Origin of the sequence: Gilliamella sp. B2923 (genome assembly GCF_026536565.1) — a bacterium.
Classification (GTDB): domain Bacteria; phylum Pseudomonadota; class Gammaproteobacteria; order Enterobacterales; family Orbaceae; genus Gilliamella.
Window position 1 is genome coordinate 133,974 of sequence record NZ_JAFNNZ010000006.1, and the last position, 21,739, is coordinate 155,712.

32 protein-coding genes are annotated in these 21,739 nt (G+C 38.7%); 3 read left to right on the forward strand and 29 right to left on the reverse strand.

Annotated features, from left to right (window positions below; all coding sequences use genetic code 11):
* Positions 1-4: 4 nt before the first annotated feature.
* The 24 genes from rplF to iscR form a co-directional block, all read right to left on the reverse strand.
* Positions 5-538, reverse strand: a complete 534-nt coding sequence (gene rplF / locus J3U42_RS08250) for a 50S ribosomal protein L6 (protein ID WP_220218639.1) — start codon at positions 536-538, stop codon at positions 5-7.
* Between the two features lie 11 nt (positions 539-549).
* On the reverse strand, positions 550-942 hold the full coding sequence (gene rpsH, locus J3U42_RS08255) for a 30S ribosomal protein S8 (RefSeq protein WP_267329604.1): 393 nt from the start codon (positions 940-942) through the stop codon (positions 550-552).
* 17 nt (positions 943-959) lie between these two features.
* Positions 960-1,265, reverse strand: coding sequence for a 30S ribosomal protein S14 (gene rpsN / locus J3U42_RS08260; protein WP_065634459.1), 306 nt, complete (start codon positions 1,263-1,265; stop codon positions 960-962).
* Positions 1,266-1,276: 11 nt separating this feature from the next.
* The gene (rplE, locus tag J3U42_RS08265; RefSeq protein ID WP_025314394.1) at positions 1,277-1,816 is read right to left on the reverse strand and encodes a 50S ribosomal protein L5; all 540 of its coding nucleotides are present in this window, start codon (positions 1,814-1,816) and stop codon (positions 1,277-1,279) included.
* Positions 1,817-1,833: 17 nt separating this feature from the next.
* On the reverse strand, positions 1,834-2,148 hold the full coding sequence (gene rplX, locus J3U42_RS08270; protein WP_220218637.1) for a 50S ribosomal protein L24: 315 nt from the start codon (positions 2,146-2,148) through the stop codon (positions 1,834-1,836).
* A 10-nt stretch (positions 2,149-2,158) separates the two neighbouring features.
* A complete protein-coding gene (rplN, locus tag J3U42_RS08275; protein WP_025314392.1) occupies positions 2,159-2,530 on the reverse strand; it encodes a 50S ribosomal protein L14 in 372 nt (123 codons plus the stop codon).
* A 195-nt stretch (positions 2,531-2,725) separates the two neighbouring features.
* Positions 2,726-2,986 carry a 30S ribosomal protein S17 gene (rpsQ, locus tag J3U42_RS08280; protein ID WP_220218636.1) on the reverse strand — a complete coding sequence of 87 codons (261 nt, stop codon included), beginning with the start codon at positions 2,984-2,986 and terminating at the stop codon, positions 2,726-2,728.
* Between the two features lies 1 nt (position 2,987).
* The gene (gene rpmC, locus J3U42_RS08285) at positions 2,988-3,179 is read right to left on the reverse strand and encodes a 50S ribosomal protein L29 (protein ID WP_034902373.1); all 192 of its coding nucleotides are present in this window, start codon (positions 3,177-3,179) and stop codon (positions 2,988-2,990) included.
* Positions 3,180-3,590, reverse strand: a complete 411-nt coding sequence (gene rplP / locus J3U42_RS08290; protein WP_025314389.1) for a 50S ribosomal protein L16 — start codon at positions 3,588-3,590, stop codon at positions 3,180-3,182. It abuts the gene before it with no gap.
* 12 nt (positions 3,591-3,602) lie between these two features.
* Complete coding sequence (gene rpsC, locus J3U42_RS08295; protein ID WP_065562942.1) at positions 3,603-4,340, reverse strand: 30S ribosomal protein S3; 738 nt, start codon at positions 4,338-4,340, stop codon at positions 3,603-3,605.
* A gap of 14 nt (positions 4,341-4,354) precedes the next feature.
* Entirely contained in the window at positions 4,355-4,687 is a 333-nt protein-coding gene (gene rplV / locus J3U42_RS08300; protein ID WP_034884235.1) for a 50S ribosomal protein L22, read from the reverse strand.
* 13 nt (positions 4,688-4,700) lie between these two features.
* Complete coding sequence (gene rpsS / locus J3U42_RS08305) at positions 4,701-4,979, reverse strand: 30S ribosomal protein S19 (protein WP_024496505.1); 279 nt, start codon at positions 4,977-4,979, stop codon at positions 4,701-4,703.
* Between the two features lie 19 nt (positions 4,980-4,998).
* Positions 4,999-5,823, reverse strand: a complete 825-nt coding sequence (gene rplB / locus J3U42_RS08310; RefSeq protein WP_065561019.1) for a 50S ribosomal protein L2 — start codon at positions 5,821-5,823, stop codon at positions 4,999-5,001.
* A gap of 18 nt (positions 5,824-5,841) precedes the next feature.
* Positions 5,842-6,144 (reverse strand): 50S ribosomal protein L23, encoded by a 303-nt coding sequence (gene rplW, locus J3U42_RS08315; RefSeq protein WP_034885052.1) that lies wholly within the window; start codon positions 6,142-6,144, stop codon positions 5,842-5,844.
* Entirely contained in the window at positions 6,141-6,743 is a 603-nt protein-coding gene (rplD, locus tag J3U42_RS08320) for a 50S ribosomal protein L4 (protein WP_220218635.1), read from the reverse strand. The genes rplW and rplD overlap by 4 nt, the downstream gene beginning before the upstream one ends.
* Before the next feature lie 16 nt (positions 6,744-6,759).
* Complete coding sequence (gene rplC / locus J3U42_RS08325) at positions 6,760-7,386, reverse strand: 50S ribosomal protein L3 (RefSeq protein ID WP_065567159.1); 627 nt, start codon at positions 7,384-7,386, stop codon at positions 6,760-6,762.
* 31 nt (positions 7,387-7,417) lie between these two features.
* Positions 7,418-7,729: a 30S ribosomal protein S10 gene (rpsJ, locus tag J3U42_RS08330; protein ID WP_006120582.1), complete on the reverse strand. Its 312-nt coding sequence runs from the start codon at positions 7,727-7,729 to the stop codon at positions 7,418-7,420.
* A 330-nt stretch (positions 7,730-8,059) separates the two neighbouring features.
* Positions 8,060-8,398, reverse strand: a complete 339-nt coding sequence (gene fdx / locus J3U42_RS08335) for an ISC system 2Fe-2S type ferredoxin (protein ID WP_220218634.1) — start codon at positions 8,396-8,398, stop codon at positions 8,060-8,062.
* 14 nt (positions 8,399-8,412) lie between these two features.
* A complete protein-coding gene (gene hscA, locus J3U42_RS08340; RefSeq protein ID WP_267336184.1) occupies positions 8,413-10,272 on the reverse strand; it encodes a Fe-S protein assembly chaperone HscA in 1,860 nt (619 codons plus the stop codon).
* Positions 10,273-10,309: 37 nt separating this feature from the next.
* Complete coding sequence (hscB, locus tag J3U42_RS08345) at positions 10,310-10,828, reverse strand: Fe-S protein assembly co-chaperone HscB (RefSeq protein ID WP_267329602.1); 519 nt, start codon at positions 10,826-10,828, stop codon at positions 10,310-10,312.
* 14 nt (positions 10,829-10,842) lie between these two features.
* Positions 10,843-11,166, reverse strand: a complete 324-nt coding sequence (gene iscA / locus J3U42_RS08350; protein ID WP_220218631.1) for an iron-sulfur cluster assembly protein IscA — start codon at positions 11,164-11,166, stop codon at positions 10,843-10,845.
* Complete coding sequence (iscU, locus tag J3U42_RS08355) at positions 11,166-11,552, reverse strand: Fe-S cluster assembly scaffold IscU (protein ID WP_220218630.1); 387 nt, start codon at positions 11,550-11,552, stop codon at positions 11,166-11,168. Before iscU ends, iscA begins: the two co-directional genes overlap by 1 nt.
* A gap of 15 nt (positions 11,553-11,567) precedes the next feature.
* Positions 11,568-12,782, reverse strand: coding sequence for an IscS subfamily cysteine desulfurase (locus J3U42_RS08360; RefSeq protein ID WP_220218629.1), 1,215 nt, complete (start codon positions 12,780-12,782; stop codon positions 11,568-11,570).
* Between the two features lie 45 nt (positions 12,783-12,827).
* Positions 12,828-13,283 carry a Fe-S cluster assembly transcriptional regulator IscR gene (gene iscR, locus J3U42_RS08365; RefSeq protein ID WP_220218628.1) on the reverse strand — a complete coding sequence of 152 codons (456 nt, stop codon included), beginning with the start codon at positions 13,281-13,283 and terminating at the stop codon, positions 12,828-12,830.
* Positions 13,284-13,446: 163 nt separating this feature from the next.
* On the opposite strand from iscR, the gene sltY reads away from it, so the two are divergent.
* A complete protein-coding gene (gene sltY, locus J3U42_RS08370) occupies positions 13,447-15,387 on the forward strand; it encodes a murein transglycosylase (RefSeq protein ID WP_267336185.1) in 1,941 nt (646 codons plus the stop codon).
* A gap of 11 nt (positions 15,388-15,398) precedes the next feature.
* The gene (gene trpR / locus J3U42_RS08375; protein WP_267336186.1) at positions 15,399-15,689 is read left to right on the forward strand and encodes a trp operon repressor; all 291 of its coding nucleotides are present in this window, start codon (positions 15,399-15,401) and stop codon (positions 15,687-15,689) included.
* A 38-nt stretch (positions 15,690-15,727) separates the two neighbouring features.
* Here trpR and robA read toward each other — a convergent pair whose 3' ends face one another.
* The 3 genes from robA to J3U42_RS08390 all read right to left on the reverse strand — a co-directional run bounded on the left by robA (position 15,728) and on the right by J3U42_RS08390 (position 18,085).
* Positions 15,728-16,645, reverse strand: coding sequence for an MDR efflux pump AcrAB transcriptional activator RobA (robA, locus tag J3U42_RS08380; RefSeq protein ID WP_220218625.1), 918 nt, complete (start codon positions 16,643-16,645; stop codon positions 15,728-15,730).
* Positions 16,646-16,730: 85 nt separating this feature from the next.
* Positions 16,731-17,312: a Fe-S biogenesis protein NfuA gene (gene nfuA / locus J3U42_RS08385; RefSeq protein WP_267329599.1), complete on the reverse strand. Its 582-nt coding sequence runs from the start codon at positions 17,310-17,312 to the stop codon at positions 16,731-16,733.
* 101 nt (positions 17,313-17,413) lie between these two features.
* Positions 17,414-18,085: a phosphoribosyltransferase family protein gene (locus tag J3U42_RS08390; RefSeq protein WP_267336187.1), complete on the reverse strand. Its 672-nt coding sequence runs from the start codon at positions 18,083-18,085 to the stop codon at positions 17,414-17,416.
* Positions 18,086-18,570: 485 nt separating this feature from the next.
* Here J3U42_RS08390 and J3U42_RS08395 point away from each other — a divergent pair, with 485 nt between their 5' ends.
* Positions 18,571-19,134, forward strand: a complete 564-nt coding sequence (locus J3U42_RS08395; RefSeq protein WP_220218623.1) for a peptidylprolyl isomerase — start codon at positions 18,571-18,573, stop codon at positions 19,132-19,134.
* Positions 19,135-19,228: 94 nt separating this feature from the next.
* On the opposite strand, the gene J3U42_RS08400 is transcribed toward J3U42_RS08395, so the two are convergent.
* Positions 19,229-20,431, reverse strand: coding sequence for a tetratricopeptide repeat protein (locus J3U42_RS08400; protein WP_267336188.1), 1,203 nt, complete (start codon positions 20,429-20,431; stop codon positions 19,229-19,231).
* Between the two features lie 333 nt (positions 20,432-20,764).
* Entirely contained in the window at positions 20,765-21,577 is an 813-nt protein-coding gene (locus tag J3U42_RS08405) for a tetratricopeptide repeat protein (protein WP_267336189.1), read from the reverse strand.
* Between the last annotated feature and the right edge of the window lie 162 nt (positions 21,578-21,739).

Consider the following 21,739-nt stretch of genomic DNA (forward strand, 5'->3'; position numbering starts at 1 on the left):
TACCTTACTTTTTCTTAGCTTCTTTAGTACGCACAACTTCATCTGCGTAACGAACACCTTTACCTTTATAAGGTTCAGGACGACGATAAGCACGGATATCTGCTGCTACTTGTCCGATTAACTGTTTATCAGCACTTTTTAGTACGATTTCAGTTTGAGAAGGACACTCAGCTGTTACACCTGCAGGTAATTGATGTTCAATTGGATGTGAATATCCAAGAGATAAACCAATTGCATTACCTTTAACTTGTGCACGATAACCGACACCAACTAGCTGAAGTTTTTTTGTAAAACCTTCAGTAACACCAACTACCATTGCATTAATCAATGCGCGAGCTGTACCTGCTTGAGCCCAAGCATCAGCAAAACCTTCACGAGGTGCAAATTTAATTTGACCTTCTTCTTGATTAATTACAACAGCTTTATTAATTGTACGAGATAACTCGCCATTTTTACCTTTAATCGTAATTACCTGACCATTGAGTTTTACCTCTACGCCAGCAGGAACAACGACAGGTGCTTTTGCAACACGAGACATTTTTTTCTCCCTTACGCTACGTAGCAGATAATTTCACCACCAAGACCAGCTTGGCGTGCTGCACGATCAGTCATAACACCTTTAGAAGTAGAAATAACTGCGATACCTAGTCCAGCCATTACTTTTGGCAATTCGTCTTTACGTTTATAAATACGTAAACCTGGACGGCTAACACGTTTAATACTTTCTACTACAGCTTTACCTTGGAAATATTTTAAAGTGATTTCCAATTCTGGCTTAGTGTCACCAACAACTTTAAAGTCCCCAATATAACCTTCTTCTTTTAGCACATTGGCAATTGCCACTTTTAGCTTAGAGGAAGGCATGGTGACTGCAACTTTATTCGCAGCTTGACCGTTACGAATACGGGTCAACATATCTGCTATAGGATCTTGCATGCTCATCTATAACACTCCCCTGATTACCAACTTGCCTTTTTAAGACCTGGAATCTCACCACGCATGGCTGATTCACGGACCTTAATACGGCTTAAACCAAACTTACGAAGGACGCCATGAGGACGACCTGTTTGACGACAACGACGACGTTGACGTGATGGACTAGAATCACGAGGAAGCGTTTGCAATTTAAGCACTGCATTCCAACGATCTTCATCTGATGCATTAAGATCAGAGATAATCGCTTTTAATTCTTGACGCTTTGCAAAATATCTTTCTGCTAGCTTTACGCGTTTCTTATCGCGTTCAATCATTGATTGTTTAGCCATTATGCCCTACCTTACTTACGAAATGGGAAGTTAAAGGCAGATAATAAAGCTCGGCCTTCTTCATCAGATTGTGCAGTAGTGGTGATAGTAATATCTAAACCACGAACACGATCAACTTTATCATAATCGATTTCAGGGAAAACGATTTGTTCACGAACACCCATGCTATAGTTACCACGACCATCGAAAGATTTTGCGCTTAAACCACGAAAATCTCGAGTACGAGGAAGAGCAATATAAACTAGACGTTCAAAAAATTCCCACATACGTTCGCCACGTAAAGTGACTTTACAACCAATAGGATACCCTTGACGGATTTTAAAACCAGCAACTGATTTGCGTGCTTTTGTGACAAGTGGTTTTTGACCACTGATTGCTGCTAAATCTGCAACCGCATTATCTAATAATTTCTTATCAGTAATTGCTTCACCCACACCCATATTCAAGGTGATCTTTTCGATCCGAGGGACTTGCATGACAGATTTGTAGCCAAACTGTTCTTGCAGTTTATTTACTACCTGTGCTTTGTAGTAATCATGCAGTTTCGCCATCGTACACTCCAAATTACTTAATTGATTAATTCATTAGTAGACTTATAAAAACGGACTTTTTTACCGTCTTCAATACGAAAGCCTACGCGATCCGCTTTGCCTGTAGCCGGGTTAAAAATTGCGACGTTAGAAACATTAATTGCTGCTTCTTTCTCAACAATTCCACCTTCTTGATTTAATGCAGGTACAGGTTTTTGGTGTTTTTTCACCAAATTGATACCTTCAACAATCACTTTACCAGTAGACAAAACACTTCTTACTTTACCGCGTTTACCTTTATCTTTACCGGTTAACACGATAACTTCATCTTCTCGACGGATTTTCGCTGCCATTACCCGCTCCTTACAGTACTTCTGGTGCTAATGAAATGATCTTCATAAACTTCTCAGAACGAAGTTCACGAGTGACCGGTCCAAAAATACGCGTACCAATCGGTTGCTCACTGTTATTGTTTAAAATAACACAAGCATTGCGATCGAAACGAATGACAGATCCATCAGGACGACGAACACCTTTTCTAGTGCGCACGACAACAGCTTTTAGTACATCACCTTTTTTCACTTTACCACGTGGAATTGCTTCTTTAATGGTAACTTTGATGATATCACCTACCGCTGCATAACGACGGTGCGATCCACCGAGAACCTTGATACACATTACGCTACGTGCGCCAGAGTTATCGGCAACATCTAGCCTAGTCTGTTCTTGGATCATTTTAATGCTCCGTATAAATAAATTATTGTCTAATCTACCTTCATCCACCTCAACTACCATGGATAAGAATAGACAACCAAAAACCCACATATGTGAGGGCGCATAGTATAACACCACTCAAATAAAATGGATAGCATAAAATAAACGGCTGTTGGGCCGTTTATTATATTATGTACAGTTTTTAATCAATAAAGATTATTTAACTGCTTTTTCAACGATTCGAACAAGAGTCCAAGATTTGGTTTTTGATAATGGACGACACTCTTTAATTTCAACAGTATCACCAATACCACACTCGTTGTTTTCATCATGTACATGCAATTTAGTCGTACGTTTAATGAACTTACCATATAACGGATGCTTCACTTTACGTTCAATAGCTACAGTAATAGATTTATCCATTTTGTCGCTAATAACACGACCTTGCTGAGTACGAATTTTTACTTCAGTAGTCATATTACGCACCCGCCTTCTCAGTTAATAATGTTTTAACACGTGCAATATTACGACGCACTTGTTTTAACATATGAGTCTGTGTTAACTGACCCCCAGCTAATTGCATACGTAAGTTAAATTGCTCACGTAATAAATTAAGAAGTTCAGTATTTAACTCTTCAACGCTTTTTTCGCGTAGCTCTTTTGCTTTCATTTACATCACCGTCTTAATCACAAAGGTGGTTTTAATTGGCAGTTTTGCAGCTGCCAACGCAAATGCTTCACGAGCAACTTCTTCCGGTACTCCGTCCATTTCATAAAGGACTTTACCTGGTTGAATCTGTGCAACCCAGTATTCAACGTTACCCTTACCTTTACCCATACGCACTTCAAGTGGTTTTTCAGTAATTGGTTTATCAGGGAAAACTCGAATCCAGATTTTACCTTGACGCTTAACTGCACGAGTCATTGCACGACGTGCTGCTTCGATCTGGCGCGCAGTCAAACGACCACGACCCACAGCCTTAAGACCGAATGTACCGAAACTAACGTCAGTACTTACAGCAAGACCACGATTGCGGCCCTTGTGCACTTTACGGAATTTTGTACGCTTTGGTTGTAACATCAGCGACGCTCCTTATTGTTTTCGGCCTTTGCGCTGCTTTTTCGGTTGAGCAGCAGGTTGTTTTTCTGCTTGTTCAACGGCAGCCATACCACCAAGGATCTCACCTTTGAAGATCCACACTTTAACACCAATAATACCATAGGTAGTTAATGCTTCAGATGTACCATAGTCGATATCAGCACGTAGAGTATGTAGAGGTACACGACCTTCACGATACCATTCACTACGAGCGATTTCAGCGCCGCCTAAACGACCACTTACTTCAACTTTGATACCTTTAGCACCCGCTTTCATTGCGTTTTGTACCGCACGTTTCATAGCACGACGGAACATAACACGGCGTTCTAACTGAGAGGTAATACTGTCAGCAACTAATTTTGCATCAAGTTCAGGTTTACGAACTTCAGCAATATTAATTTGTACTGCAACATCACGTTTCTCTCTTTTGTCTTTGTATTTATTGACAATAGAAGCTACGGCATTACGTAATTTTTCAACGTCCTCGCCTTTTTTACCAATCACAATACCCGGACGAGCAGTATGGATAGTAATACGAACGTTAGTTTCTGCTGAACGGTCGATTACAATTTTAGAGATTGACGCTTGTGCTAATTCTTTGTTTAAGAATTCTCGCACTCTAAAATCACTTTCTAAATTATCAGCGAATGTCTTTGTACCCGAATACCATGTAGATGTCCAAGGCTTGACAATGCCTAATCGGATACCATTTGGATTTACTTTTTGACCCATTGCTATTCTCCAGCCTAGCGATCTGAGACGATCACGGTGATGTGACTCGTACGCTTCAAAATACGATCTGCACGACCTTTTGCACGAGGCATAATACGCTTCATGGTTGGGCCTTCGTCTACGAAAATTTTCGCAACTTTCAGATCATCAATATCAGCACCATCGTTATGCTCTGCATTAGCAATAGCAGACTCTAATACTTTTTTAACAAGTACAGCCGCTTTTTTATTGGTGTACGTTAAAATATCTAGTGCCTGAGACACTTTCTTACCGCGAACAAGATCTGCAACTAAGCGAACTTTTTGTGCAGAAGAACGAGCGTGGCGGTACTTTGCAATTGTTTCCATCTCTTTCTCCTACTTATTTCTTCTTAGCTTTCTTATCAGCCGCGTGGCCGCGATAAGTACGAGTCGGCGCGAATTCACCCAATTTATGACCAACCATTTCGTCGGAAACATAAACTGGAACGTGCTGACGACCATTATGGACAGCGATGGTCAAACCGATCATGTTAGGAAAGATCGTTGAACGACGGGACCAAGTACGAATTGGTTTCTTGTCCCCGCTTTCCACCGCTTTCTCTACCTTCTTCAGCAAGTGTAGGTCAATAAAAGGACCCTTCTTGAGAGAACGTGGCATAGCTAATCCTCTATATTAATTATTTCTTATTGCGACGGCGAACAATATACTTATCAGTACGTTTGTTGCTACGCGTTTTCAATCCTTTGGCTTTTTGACCCCATGGAGACACAGGATGTTTACCAAAGTTACGACCTTCACCACCACCATGTGGATGGTCTACCGGGTTCATTGCTGTACCACGAACAGTAGGACGAACACCACGCCAACGCGTTGCACCCGCTTTACCTAATACGCGAAGCATATGTTCTGAGTTACCAACTTCACCAATAGTGGCGCGGCAATCAGATAATACTTTACGCATTTCACCTGAACGTAGACGTAATGTTACATATGCACCATCACGCGCAACGATTTGAACATAACTACCAGCAGAGCGAGCAAGTTGTCCGCCTTTGCCTGGTTTCATTTCAATATTATGCACGGTAGAACCGACTGGGATGTTGCGCATTGGTAAACAGTTACCTGTTTTAATCGCTGCATCAACGCCAGATTGGATCTGATCACCTGCTTTTAAGCCTTTAGGCGCTAAAATATAACGACGTTCACCGTCTTTATATAAAACCAATGCAATATTTGCACTACGGTTTGGATCATATTCCAAACGTTCAACAACTGCTGGAATACCATCTTTATTACGCTTAAAGTCTACAATACGATAATGTTGTTTATGACCACCACCGATATGACGGGTAGTGATACGACCATTATTATTGCGACCACCAGTTTTGCTTTTTGAATCAAGCAACGGTGCATAAGGTTTACCTTTATGCAACTCTGGGTTAACCACTTTAACAACGTGGCGACGACCCGGAGATGTAGGTTTACACTTAACAACTGCCATTGTTCTTACTCCTCCGAATTACTCAGCGACGCCAGCAAGGTCTAAATTCTGACCTTCTGCTAAAGTAACGTAAGCTTTTTTCCAGTCGCTACGGCGACCAATTTGTTGACCACGACGTTTTACTTTGCCTTTAACAACAAGTGTATTTACGTCATCTACTTTAACTTCAAATAGTTGTTCAACTGCGGCTTTAATCTCTCTCTTAGTAGCATCTTTAGCAACTTTCAATACTAATGTATTTGTTTTTTCCATTGAAATAGATGCTTTTTCAGAAACATGTGGTGCTCGCAGGACTTTCAGCAGACGCTCTTCACGAATCATGCTAACATCTCCTCTACTTGTTTAACGGCATCAACAGTGATAACCACTTTGTCAAATGCAATCAAACTAACTGGATCAATACCTGCCACATCACGCACATCAACTTTATGTAAGTTACGTGCTGCTAAGAAAAGATTTTCATCAACTTCAGAACAGATAATAAGAACATCATTTAAGTTCATATCATTTAATTTCTGAGTTAATAATTTAGTCTTAGGTGCTTCAACAGTAAAGTTTTCAACTACAACTAAACGCTCTTGACGCACTAATTCAGAGAAAATACTCTTTAATGCACCACGATACATTTTACGGTTAACTTTTTGGCTATGATCTTGTGGTTTTGCTGCAAATGTTACACCACCACTACGCCAAATTGGGCTCTTAATAGAACCTGAACGAGCACGACCTGTGCCTTTTTGACGCCATGGTTTTTTGCCTGAACCAGCGATTTCTGCACGAGTTTTTTGTGCGCGTGAGCCTTGACGAGCAGCAGATGCATAAGCAACAACTACTTGATGAACTAACGCTTCATTAAACTCACGTCCGAAGGTAGTTTCGGAAACAGAAAGCGCTTGCGCGTCTTTTACTACTAATTCCATCTCTATCTCCTCGACGTTAAGCCTTGATTGCCGGTTTAACAATTACGTCACTATTGATTGCGCCAGGAACAGCACCTTTAATTAATAAAAGGTTACGCTCTGCATCAACACGTACAATATCTAAGTTTTGAACGGTTACACGTTCATTACCTAGGTGACCTGCCATTTTACGACCTTTGAACACTTTACCCGGAGTTTGGTTTTGACCAATAGAGCCATGACCACGGTGTGCCAAAGAGTTACCATGTGTTGCATCTTGAGTACGGAAATTCCAACGTTTAGTTACGCCAGCAAAACCTTTACCTTTAGATGTACCAGTAACATCAACTTTTTTAACGTCTGTGAAAATATCAACGTTAATACTTTGACCTACAGTAAATTCGCCTTCTTCAAAACGGAATTCCCATAGACCACGACCAGCTTCAACGCCAGCCTTAGCGAAATGACCTGCTTCAGGTTTGTTTACACGGCTTGCTTTTTTGCTGCCAGTAGTAACCTGAATGGCTTGATAACCGTCATTCTCAAGTGTTTTAACTTGTGTAATGCGGTTGCTTTGAACTTCAACTACGGTGACAGGAATAGAAACACCCTCTTCGGTGAAGATTCGTGTCATTCCTACTTTACGACCGATTAAACCAATCATTGTTTCGACCTCTCAATCATTCAGCCTAGGATTAACCTAAACTGATCTGCACATCAACACCGGCAGCAAGATCTAGGCGCATTAAAGCATCAACTGTTTTTTCAGTTGGCTCAACGATATCAACTAGACGTTTGTGAGTACGAATCTCATATTGATCACGCGCATCTTTATTTACGTGCGGAGAAATCAATACTGTGAAACGCTCTTTGCGTGTCGGTAATGGAATAGGACCACGAACTTGCGCACCTGTGCGCTTCGCAGTTTCTACAATTTCAGCAGTTGATTGATCAATCAAACGATGATCAAACGCTTTTAACCGGATACGGATTCTTTGGTTCGACATGAGACCAGAGCTCCACTATTTAAAAGTTATAACAAAAGACTACTCCTCTTGCCCTGTTTCGATTGACAGGAGAGTGTAATCCGTTCTTTTTCGTAATTCCCAAATCGGGAATATTGTTGATATAATTCAATATTTTTACATAAAGATTATATCTTTTTACTTATTTGCTTACATAAAGACAATAAACAAAGTGGCGGGATTATACCCCGTTGATGCATCAACATCAAGTATTAATTATCATATAGATAGAGAAAATATGATCATTAATAGCTACAAAAAAGTTGAGGAACAAGGTTTTTGAGGAAATCACGTCGCCACTATGGCGACGAATTAATGATCTTCTTTGGCGTGATTAAGACTATATCTTGGAATTTCTACTTCTAAATCTTCATCAGCAACTCGTGCCTGACAGCTCAGACGGCTATGTGGCTCAACGCCCCACGCTTTATCAAGCATATCATCTTCTTGTTCATCACTCTCTTGCAGTGAATCAAATCCTTTACGAACAATACAGTGACAAGTCGAGCAAGCACACGACATTTCACAAGCATGCTCAATTTCAATATCATTGCGTAAAGCAACTTCTAATATAGATTCGCCTTCCTCTGCTTCGACGGTTTTTCCCTCCGGGCAAAGATCGGCATTAGGTAAAAAAGTAATTTTTGGCATAATAATCTCGTTAGTTAAATATCATTAACATTGTGACCGGTTAATGCATGACGGATTGATCTGTCCATACGTTTAGCCGCAAAGTTTTGCGTAACACTATCAACAATTTTAATTTGCGCTTGAATGCGGTAACGATCGTCAGATTCACTGGCGAGTTGTAATTGATGTTTAGCGGCTAAAATTTGTTCCAGTTCCGCTTGGCTTAATAAATCAGCATCTTTATCTAAAGCGCTTTGTAGTGTTTCCAGCACTCTTGCTGCTTCAACTTTTTGTTCAGCAAGCATTCTAGCTTGTTTATCTTCTTGGGCATGACTAATTGAATCTTGAATCATGTTAGCAATTTCATTATCGGTTAAACCGTAAGAAGGCTTGACTTGAATGGCTGCTTCAACCCCGGTTGATTTTTCCATGGCGCTGACGCTTAATAAACCGTCAGCATCAACTTGAAACGTCACACGTATATGCGCGCCCCCAGCTGGCATTGGCGGAATCCCACGTAGCGTAAACTGTGCTAGCGAACGGCAATCGGCAACCGTTTCCCGTTCCCCTTGTAGCACATGAATCATCATCGCCGTTTGCCCATCTTTAAAAGTGGTAAACTCTTGAGCACGTGCGCAAGGTATCGTGCTATTACGAGGAATGATTTTTTCAACCAACTGCCCCATGGTTTCGATCCCTAAAGACAGTGGAATGACATCAAGCAATAACATATCAGAATCTGGCTTATTGCCAACTAAGATATCAGCTTGAATGGCAGCACCGATTGCCACCACCTGATCTGGATCGATTGAGGTTAATGGCTCAGTCCTAAAATAGTTAGCAACGAGTTGACGGACTAATGGCACACGAGTTGACCCACCAACCATCACCACTTCTGACACCTCATCGGCATCGATATTGGCATCTTTCAACGCTCGTCGACAAACGGCTAAAGTTCGCTTGACTAATGGCTCAATGAGTTGTTCAAACTGCGTTCGGGTAATGGTTAATGTTTGATTATTAATCTGACATTCCACACTATCTTGCTGGCTTAAGGCTATCTTAGCTTCGACAGCTTGATTAAGAATTTGTTGGTTTAAGCGATGATCATCAGCAGAATCTATACCTAACTGCGTTTTGATGTAATTCGCCACTAACCGATCAAAATCATCCCCGCCGAGGGCTGAATCGCCACCGGTAGCCAGTACTTCAAACACCCCTTTATGTAGTCGAAGAATAGAGATATCAAACGTACCGCCACCTAAATCATAAACCGCAATTACGCCTTCTTTGCCCGAATCCAAACCATAAGCAATGGCAGCGGCAGTTGGCTCATTTAATAGACGGAGAACATGCAAACCGGCTAGTTTAGCCGCATCTTTGGTTGCTTGTCGTTGGGCATCATCAAAGTAGGCTGGAACGGTAATGACCGCACCGTCTATTTCACCTTGTAAGCTCTGCTTAGCTCGCTCAGCCAGCGCAACTAAAATTTCTGCTGATACTTGAATTGGATTGACTTTAATATTGGGTAAATTTAATAAAGGCACGCCATTTTCAGTAAATGAAAAGGAATAGGGAAAATGCGAGACATCAATATCAGCTTCGCTTCGCCCCATTAGCCGTTTTACTGAACTGACGGTATTTTGCGGATCACTGGTCGCACTAGTTTTGGCATTTTTACCGACAGTAATAATCATATTATCATCATGATCAAGGCCATAATGAACAACCGAAGGAAGTAATGCCTCACCCTCTAGATCGGGCAGTACTTCTGATTTGCCACTACGCACCGTTGCCACTAATGAATTTGTTGTACCAAGATCGATGCCGACAGCAAGGCGGCGCTGATGAGGTTCTGGGGTTTGTCCCGGTTCACTGATCTGTAATAAAACCATTTAATCTATCTCTAATTGATGTGTGACTTATCTTAAATTATAAAGGAAATTGTTTTTCTTGTAACTTTTCGATGTGTTCAATCAATCTAGCTAGATAACGGATTTTATAGATTTGATTCAGCGCTAATTGCCAATCTTGCTTTGCTATATGTTGCAATAGTTGCTGGTAGACCGCTCGCTTTCGCTCTGATATTTGCGCATCAAAATCATCCAAAAGGGCAAAGTTCGCCTGCTGTTCGATCTCATCAAGCTGTTCACGCAAGGTGAATTGTTCCATTAAAAAGTCAGCATCATGAATAATATTTTGCTCTGTTTCCACATCGAATCCTTGTAAAGACAGCAGATATTGCGCCGCTTTAATTGGATCTTTAAGGGTTTGATAAGCATCATTAATCATTGCCGATTTTTGAATAATTGCCACTTTTTCGCTATCAGTTGCATTAGCAAAATTATCCGGATGATACTGTCTTTGAAGCTGCTGATAGTGCGCAGTTAAATGCGCCATATCGACAGGCAAACTTATCGGCAATTGAAACAGCTCAAAATAGTTATCCACAATCATCGCTCCAATTAAACATTAAAGCTTTCGCCACAACCACATTCGTTATGCGCATTAGGATTATTAAATTTAAAGCCTTCGTTTAAGCCTTCTTTGACAAAATCAAGTTCGGTGCCGTCAATGTAAACTAAACTTTTTTTATCGACGATGACTTTTACATCTTTATCTTCAAAAACGCTATCATCATCATTAATTGTATCGGCAAACTCTAAAACATAAGCCATACCCGAACAACCTGATGTTTTAATGCCAAGTCTGAGCCCAACGCCTTTTCCGCGATTAGCTAAAAACGCTTGAACTCGATTGGCTGCGCGAGTAGTTAATGTAATTGCCATTAACGTTGTCCTTTTTTAGTTTTATAGTCATCAATTGCTGCTTTAATTGCATCTTCGGCTAAAATTGAACAGTGAATTTTAACCGGGGGCAATGCCAGCTCTTTGGCAATATCGGTATTTTTAATCGCTTGCGCTTCATCGAGCGATTTACCTTTGATCCATTCGGTCACTAAAGAGCTCGAAGCAATTGCACTACCACAACCATAGGTTTTAAATTTAGCATCTTCAATAATGCCTTCATCGTTAACTTTGATTTGTAATCGCATTACATCACCACATGCTGGCGCACCGACCATACCACTACCAACATTAGGATCATTTTGATCGAATGAACCCACATTACGAGGGTTTTCATAATGATCAACGACTTTTTCGCTATATGCCATAATTTACTCCTAATTTTAATGGGCTGACCATTTGATTGTCGTTAAATCAACACCATCTTTAAACATTTCCCAAAGTGGGGAGAGATCCCTTAACTTATCGATAGAGTCTTTAATCAATTTAATGACATAATCAACTTCTTCTTCTGTACTAAATCGTCCTAATGAAAAACGAATCGAGCTATGGGCAAGCTCATCATTAAGTCCTAATGCTCGCAGTACATAAGAAGGCTCTAAGCTTGCCGATGTACAGGCAGAGCCGGAAGACACTGCTAAATCTTTTAATGCCATCATTAATGATTCGCCCTCAATATAAGCAAAGCTAACATTTAAGATATTTGGTGCGCTATGCTCTAAAGAGCCATTTAAGTACACTTCTTCAATATCTTTTAAACCATTCCATAACCGATTTTTTAGGGCTAATAATCGTGGCATTTCAGTTGCCATTTCCTCTTTGGCAATACGGTAGGCTTCGCCCATGCCAACAATTTGATGTACAGGTAATGTACCCGAACGCATACCACGCTCATGCCCACCACCGTGCATTTGTGCTTCAATGCGTACCCGTGGTTTACGTCGTACATAAAGCCCACCGATGCCTTTTGGTCCATAGATTTTATGACCGGAAAATGACATTAAATCGACTTTTAATTTCGATACATCAATCGGTAATTTACCCACAGCTTGAGTGGCATCAACATGAAAAACAATGCCTCTTTCACGGCACATTTCACCGATTTTTTCAATATCTTGTATCACGCCGGTTTCATTATTGACATGCATAATCGAGACAACGGTCGTATCGCTACGCATCGCCTGTGCAAGCTTATTAAGATCAAGTATGCCGTCAGATTCCGGGGCTAAATAAGTCACTTCATACCCTTCTCGCTCAAGTTGACGGCAAGTATCAAGTACGGCTTTATGTTCAGTTTTACAAGTTATGATGTGTTTACCTTTGGCTTTATTAAAATGCGCTGCGCCTTTGATAGCCAGATTATCAGCCTCAGTTGCCCCAGAGGTAAAAACAATTTCCCGTGAATCAGCGCCAATAAGATCGGCAATTTGGTTACGGGCAATATCAACCGCTTCTTCGGCTTGCCAACCAAATTTATGTGAACGAGATGCCGGATTACCAAAAATACCATCTAAGGTTAAATATTGCATCATTTTGTCAGCAACTCTAGGATCAACAGGCGTTGTTGCTGCGTAATCCATATAAATAGGTAATTTCATTAACTGCTCCCAAAAAACAAATTCTGTATATCTGTATAATAGTTCTTAACTAATTGTGACGTGTTGGATATGACTTTGTCGATTCGCTACTGCTTTAACTTCTTTATTGTTGACTAGTTCACTTAGCGTGATACTGGTTAAAAACTCTTCAATGCGCTCGCTTAAGTCATTCCATAAAGAGTGGGTTAAACATCTTACACCGCCTTGACACCCATCTTGACCATGACATTTTGTTGCATGAACGGTTTCATTTACGGCTTTGACAATTGAGCTTATGGCGATTTGATCCATACTACGGCTGAGAACGTAACCGCCACCCGGACCACGAACACTGGTTACTAAGCCATTTTTACGTAAACGAGAAAATAGTTGTTCAAGATAAGATAGTGATATTTCCTGACGTTCTGAAATATCAGCGAGTGATACAGGGCCTGATTGTGAATGCAATGCCACATCTAACATTGCGGTTACCGCATATCGCCCTTTTGATGTCAATTTCATTAATCATTCCCCTGTGTGTAATGTGAATATTTTATATTTCCTTTAATTTTAGTCAAGTATTTAGTTGACTATTTTAGTGGGAATTAATCTATCGCTTCTTTCATCGACGATTGATAACAAAATATGCTAATCTAGCACTCCAATTTGATGCAGGGGTTAGAAAATGAGTTTTGTATTTCGATGTTTCTTGATCGTTAGTTTATTAGTGACAAATAATGTATGGGCAAATAATACTCAAATTACGTTAAGAGAAAGCTTCAAAAAATGGCAAAATACCTATCAAACACTGAGTTATGATGAACAATTCAAACTGCTCAATACACTAACAGACTATCCATTATACCCTTATGCAGCCGCACAGTTTTTTCAACTTAATCGTAAAACGGTTAGCCCTGATTTAGTCAGTAATTTTGTCCGTCAATATCCAAACTTTCCATTAACATCTTCGCTCACTCAAACATATCTAACCGAATTAACCAATCGAAAAGATTGGTCAGCGATTATCTCGTTTCCCAAAGATGATTCAACTTCGTCCTTTTGCCGAAATCAATATGCATTATTACAACTAAACAATAAACAAGACGTCCTCGATTCGGTCGAATCATTATGGAAGACAGGCAAAGAGCTTCCTTCCGCCTGCGATCCGCTACTTGATGCCTGGTCTAAAAGTGGAAAACGCACCGCAAATATGATCTTATTACGTGTCGAACTTGCGTTTGAAGCAAACAACCTTAAGTTGGCACGTTATTTAGCCAACCAATTAGATGCAAATTATCAAACCACGAAAACGCATTTATTAGCCCTATTAGAAAATCCTCGAAAAATAGAAGACTTTTCTAAAAATATTGGCGCCAGTCCGTTTACTAAAAAAATTGTTATGGCAACTTTTCCACGGTTAGCTAAAGCCGATATGAATGTAGCGGCGACTTTATTGCCACAATTAATTGAAAAGCAAAAACTGTCTCAAACCGAGCAAAACCTGCTACGAAAAAGTCTGGCTAATAGTTATTTCAGTGATCTTGCAACCGATGAACAAATAAAATGGCGAGATGATTATATTGCCCAAAGTCATGATACTACCTTAGTTGAAAAACGCATTCGTAAGGCAATCGATGACAACAACTATAAAGATTTAGCCTATTGGTTAACACAACTTACGCCTGAAGATCAATTAAAAGAGGACTGGCAATATTGGCAAGCGCGTGTGCTATTAGATAAGAAAGAGACCAAACAAGCCCATGAAATTTTAGAAAAATTGAAGACTAATCGTGGTTTTTACGGCATGATAAGTGCTCAAACGCTCAAAAAACCTTATATTGTTAATAATCAATCGAAAACCCCGTCATCTGCTCAAATCAATACACTTAACAGCAAATACGACAATCAACTTGCGGTAAAAAGAATAAAAGAGTTAAGATTATTAGGTATGATGTCCGAGTCGGTTGCCGAATGGCGTGCGGTCTTAAAAAATGAGACTCAAGCGAAAGCCTATTTAGATCTAGCCATATATGCTCATCAGAAAGGTTGGGGCGATTTAAGTATTTTAGCCACAATTTCCGGTAAACTATGGGATAATTGGACTGAACGCTTACCGATAATGTACTTAGGGCTGTATAAAGATGCCTTAAAAGATAAAACCATTCCGTTATCTTATGCTTTAGCTATCACTCGTCAGGAAAGCGCTTTTAACACAGCAATTCAATCGCCTGCCGGGGCGAGTGGTTTAATGCAGTTGATGCCAGCCACTGCTAAGGAGACTGCGGCAAAAGTTAGTTCAGTGACTTATTACTCGCAATCTCAATTATTTGAACCACAAACCAACGTTTTATTAGGTAGTTACTTTTTAAATAAAGTATATGAGCAAAATGACAGAAATCGCATTTTAGCTTCTGCTGCTTACAATGCAGGACCTAGTCGGGTTAAAAAATGGTTAAGTAAAAGTGGCGGAAAACTCGATGCAGTCGCCTTTATCGATAGTATACCTTTTACCGAAACCCGGAATTATGTCAAAAATATACTAGTTTATGATTATATTTACCAAACAATTTTAGGTCAGAAAAAGAGTAAAATCTTAACGGAAAATGAATTTAGTAAACACTATTAATGGTGAACACAATGAAAACTAAAGAATGGAAACAGACAGTTGAAATATTACACCAAGCATTTAATGACGGTTACTCAATTGATATATTGAAATTATTAATGACTGCTGATGAGCGTGATGCGCTCATCACACGCGTTAAAATAGTTCGTTCGCTACTTGACGGCTCAATTAATCAGCGTCAATTAAAAGAACAATTAAAAATCGGCATTGCAACAGTGACCCGAGGCTCAAATAGCCTGAAAGAGGCAACACCAGAGTTTAAAACCTGGCTTGAGAATATTTTATTAAAATCAGACAGTTAAAAGCACCCGGTCACGGTTGCTCTACAGCAAAATTGGCGTTATAAATTTTGTTGGATATTTACTTCGTTCTCGGTCACAACAGGCACACAATAATCACACTCCATGCTTTTAATATCCTTTAGTGAGTGAACACTATCATCATGATGATTATGGTGAATTTCGATTATACAACTTGAACTACGTAAGCGAACTTTTAAAGCAGGCATTGCCGCTAAATGAACTTGTGAAATAAAATCACTAAAGTTTTCCGGCGCCCCGATATATTTAAAGCACAGATACAAACCACCTTCGCTAACAATTTGTTCGATATGCTCAAGATTATTATTATGTTCTAAAGCAATGGTATAAAGTAGCTCTTGCTCATTAGCATTATCTTTGCTTTTTAAAATACGACTAAAAGCATAAATTTTATCCGGTAAATTCTCTTTTTTATGAGAATAACGAGATAAATAATTATGGAAGAACTGCGCTCGTAACTTGTTCTCTTCATCTAATAATTGACTCAAATTACAGTTATTTTTGTAGCTAATTCCCCAAAATGTCTGCTTAGGCATATTAACAAATTTCGGTTCGGGTAGGGTTAATTGATCTTTGTTTAACTCAATTGCCGGCGTTAAACCAATTGGATCCCAATATTCACCACGTCGATAACTTGCCGGTGTTTCGTTAAATTGCTTTTTAAAAGAACGGGTAAAGGTTTGTTGTGAATCAAAGCGATACTGCATTGCAATATCTAAAATAGGCTTACTGGTCATACGTAAAGAGAGCGCAGCGTAAGTAAGCCGACGGTGACGTATGTAAGTACCAAGCACTTGACCTGTTACCTCTTTAAACATACGTTGTAAATGCCATTTTGAATAACCTGATTTTTGCGCAACGTGATCAATTGATAACGGTTGCTCCAGATTTTTTTCAATCCAAACGATAAGATCTGAAATAATACTAACTTGATTCATATAACCCCATCATAAAATGAATTGACACACATCACCCGATTATGACTTAATCCCAGCAATAAGCAAGGTTTAAATCAAAAATTTTTTAACAATAAGAATGACTTCCGGCGTGATGTTCAGTAATATCTTTTACCCCAGCCAATTCGGGAAATTGAGCTAATAGCTGTTTTTCAATCCCTTCTTTTAAGGTGTAATCAACCATAGAACAACCGTTACAACCACCGCCAAATTGTAATATGGCATAATTATCTTCGGTTAACTCAACTAAACTTACATGCCCACCATGACTAGCTAGCTGAGGATTAACTTGTGCTTGAATCACATAATTCACCCGTTCAATTAACGGGGCGTCATCTGCCACTTTTTTCATTTTCGAATTAGGGGCTTTTAAGGTGAGTTGAGCGCCGAGTTCATCGGTCACATAATCAATGACGGTCTCTTCTAAAAAAGGGGCACTGAGCTCATCAATATAAACCGAAAAACCCGTTTGCTTTTCTTCAATATCGTTATCTTCAATCGTATCAGCTGGACAATATGATACACCACACTCCGCAGAAGGCGTGCCAGGATTGATAACAAATACACGAATTTGCGTTCCTTCCGGTTGATTGGCAAGCAGTTTTTTAAAGTGCTGTTGTGCTGATTCAGAAATAGTGATAATTGACATAACCCCTCACTTTGGTGCAATTGTACGTACGACTATCGTATGCACCATTTATCATAATAGTTGACTAACTTTCTTGGTTATTATAGGGCTTGTTTTCGATTTTACAAGATCGTACGACACAAACACAACACTTGAATTTTAGCTGCACCACTGTTTTTTAATTGTTGGCTAATAGCGTTAATCGTATTACCTGTTGTAACAATATCATCAATAAGTAAAATCGATTTATTACTCACACTAGGCCGGCAAGTAAAAAGCGTTTGCACATTATTTTGTCGTTGCTTAAGCGATAAACCTTTTTGATCGTGAGCAAACTGATGACGTGATAACAGAGCTGGATCAAAATAACAACTTAACCATTTTGCTATGGGTTTAGCCAATAATTGCGCTTGATTAAATCCACGATACCAGTACCGAATATGATGCAGTGGCACACAGGTAACGATGTCCGGTTTAGCCAAACCACTATTTAATCGTCTTTGATACCATGCTAACAACATCAATCTTGCTAACGCCTGATTTAATTCAATTTGATGATAAAACTTTAAACGATGTATCAATTTTTTTAACGGATCGATATATTCTGTTACCGCAATTAGCTCATCCCAATAAGGTGTATTATCCCGACAACGATAGCATATGGCCGTCGGTAGTGAATGGGGTAAAGCGCATTGGGGGCAGACTTTATTTAATTTAGGTAAATTTTTTAAACATTGACTACAAATACCATGCAAAGGCAAAAATAAAGGCATATTACACAAGACACAACGCATAAAAACCACCTGTCATTGTCTGTCAAAAACTTTCAGAAAATATATACGTTTTAGTATAAACATATCTGCTTATTATGATTTTCTAAAATCGCCTTATTGGCTAAAGCCAAAACGTTTTACCGCAGCTTGAAAATACTTGTCAAAAACTTTCAGAAAACATATACGTTTCAGTATAAAAATGTCTGGTTATTATGATTTTTTAAAATCGCCTTATTGGCTAAAGCCAAAACGTTTTACCTCAACCTTAAAATGCTTGTCAAAAACTTTCAGAAAATATATACGTTTTAGTAAAAACGAGCAAACAGCGTTTTTATATCAAAAACTAAAAACAGTTTCATCATAACGTTAAAAAATAATTTAGAGATTTCAATAAATAAAACTGGAAGATGCTATACAAAATTTTTTCTAATTTTTCTAATTTGTTATTTCAAATAATCTAATATTCGGTATAATCAGCCGACAATATTGGATTAAGGAATTAACATATGAATAAAATCAAAGTGTTATTAATATCATTGCTAATAACTTTTTTTTCTGCCTTTAGTTATGCGGATACCAAAGTTTTACTACAAACCAGCATGGGTGACATTGAAATAGAATTAGATAGCGAACATGCGCCGATTACCACTAAAAACTTTCTTGATTATGTCAACAGTGGTTTTTATGAAAATTTAACTTTTCATCGAGTCATTCCTCATTTTATGATTCAAGGCGGGGGGGCAGATGATCAATTAAAATTCAAAAATGGTAATGCACCGATAAAAAATGAAGCTGAAAACGGTTTGAAAAACGATCGTGGTACTATTGCAATGGCAAGAACTAATGCCGTTGATAGCGCAACCAGCCAATTTTTTATTAATGTTGAAAACAATGACTTTTTAAACTATCAATCGCCGGAAAAATATGGTTATGCTGTATTTGGCAAGGTCACTAAAGGCATGGATGTAGTTGATAAAATTGTTAACACCCCGACCAAACGCGTTGGTCCACATCAAAATGTCCCTGTTGATCCAATTTATATTAAAAAAGCAATTGTGATAACAGAATAGAGCTTCTTAAATTTATCTTTATTAAAAGAACTGCCTTAATATATAAGACAGTTCTTTAAACAGGTTTCAAGTTTGCCTGACTTATGAATAATGTTTATTTGATTCCTTTGTGAAGAATATCGCAACTTTTTTTAAGTTTTTGCTCACAAGCTAGTTCAAAATACTTTTTAGCTAACTCGCTATTTTTTTCAATACCATCACCTTTATAATACATAACGCCTAAATTATGCATTGCTTCAGTGTTACCATTATCTATTGATTTTTTATACCAAAATAGTGCTTTTTCTTTATCGACTTCGATACCGTCACCTTGGTCATACATACGTGCTAAAGTATCTTGTGCATTACCAAGCTCTTTTTTCATTGCTTTACTGAGCCAATATACCGTTTTATCTTTATTAACTTCGAGACCGTCACCTTTGTCATACAGTTCTGCTAAACGATATTGCGCTTGAGCAATTTCATATTCCGGTCCAGTGATTTTTCTATGTCCCCTTTTTATTAGCTCTGCTATGACATCGTCACTTTCATTATTCAAAACTGCTAAATAATATTGGGCGTCAACAAATCCTTTTTTTGCTGCTTTTGTGTACCAATATACTGCTTTCTCTTTATTGACTTCAACACCGTCACCTTTGTCATATCTCTCTGCTAACTCTAATTGCGCCGAACCCTCCCCTTGTTCCGCAGCTTTTGTATACCAATATAGCGCTTTTTCTTTATTTCCTTCATGATCATACATCCAGGCTAAACCATAGTGCTGCGCATAAACAAACCCTTGTTCAGCCGCTTTAGTGTACCAATAGAGCGCTTTTTCTCTATTTTTATCGAAATTGAACGACCGCCCTAATTCATATTGCGCAATAGCAAATCCTTGCTCTGCTGCTTTAGTGCGCCATTTTTCACGTTCAAACCTTCTGGATAAATCATATTGCGCTTGAACAGATCCGGCTTCCGCTGCTTGAATAAGCCAATAGAGCGCTTGTTCTTTATCGACTTCGACTCCCTCACCTTCTTCATACATGCGTGATAAACCATATTGCGCAACAGAAACCCCTTGTTTCGCTGCCTGAGTAAGCCAATTTAGTGCTTTTTCAGTATTTTCTTCGACGCCGTCGCCGTTGTAATACATAAATGCTAAATTAAACTGAGCATCTTTATCTCCCTGCTCAGCCTCAGTGTTACAAGCAATAAAAGCTTTATCAAAAGCTTTTTGTTCGAAATAGGTCGCGCAATTATTAGCGTAAGCTGTCGTCGATAATAATGCTGTTAATACAACAAATAGTACTTTTTTCATTAGTTTTCCTTAAATTCCTAAAAATAATAATAATTTTTTTATTTTGCCTGCAGGCAAGAAAAGAACAAAAATACGTTTACTATCTATTACTCGTTAACAATGTACTTTTAAACCGCTTATCGATATCGGGTTATGGAGTTGATAAAATGACTAACACGCCAACCAAATATCTTGAGCCGTATTAAAATGTCATTGTTAAGCTAATTTATATCAAAAAAGTAATTGTGTTAACAGAATAAATGATATTTTGAGTCTGTATAAAAAAAGAACTGACTTAATATGTAAGACAGTCCTTTTAACAGATTTCTGATTTGCGTGACTTATGAATAATGTCTATTTGGTTCCTTTAAGAAGGATATCGCAACTTTCTTTAAATTTTCGGTCACAAGCTAGTTCAAAATACTTTTTAGCTAACTTGCTATTTTTTTCAATACCATCGCCTTCATAATATATAACGCCTAATTTATGCATTGCTTCAGTGTAACCACTATCTGCTGCTTTTTTATACCAAAATAGTGCTTTTTCTTTATCGACTTTGACACCATCACCTTTGTCATACATAACCCCTAAACTATGTTGTGCGTCACCAAGACCTTGTTCAGCGGCTTTAGTATACCAATAGAACGCTTTTTCTTTATTGACGTCGACTCCCTCACCAGAGTCATACATAAACCCTAAATTATATTGCGCCTCACGCCCCCCTTGTTCTGCGGCTTTAGTATACCAATAGAGTGCTTTTTCTTTACTTTCTTCAACACCCTCACCTTCATTATACATTACCCCTAAATTATTTTGCGCTGTACTAAATCCTTGTTCAGCGGCTTTAGTATACCAATAGAACGCTTTTTCTTTATTGACGTCGACTCCCTCACCAGAGCCATACAGAAATCCTAAGTAAAATTGAGCCTCCTTATCTCCTTGCTCAGCGGCTTTAGTATACCAATATAACGATTTTCCTTTATCGGCTTCGACAATTTCACCTTCGGCATATATAACTGCTAAGTACAACTGAGCATCCCTATCTCCCCGCTCAGCCTCAATTAAAGCTTTATCAAAATCGTTTTGTTCGAAATAGGTAGTGCAATTATTAGCGTAAGCCGTCGTCGATAATAATGCTGTTAATACAACAAATAGTACTTTTTTCATTAGTTTTCCTTAAATTCCTTAAATATAATAATTTTTTTATTTTGCCTGCTGGCAAGAAAAGAACAAAAATACTTTTACTATCTATTACTTGTTAACAATGTACTTTTAAACCGCTTATCTGTATCGGGTTATAGAGTTGATAAAATGACTAACACGCCAACC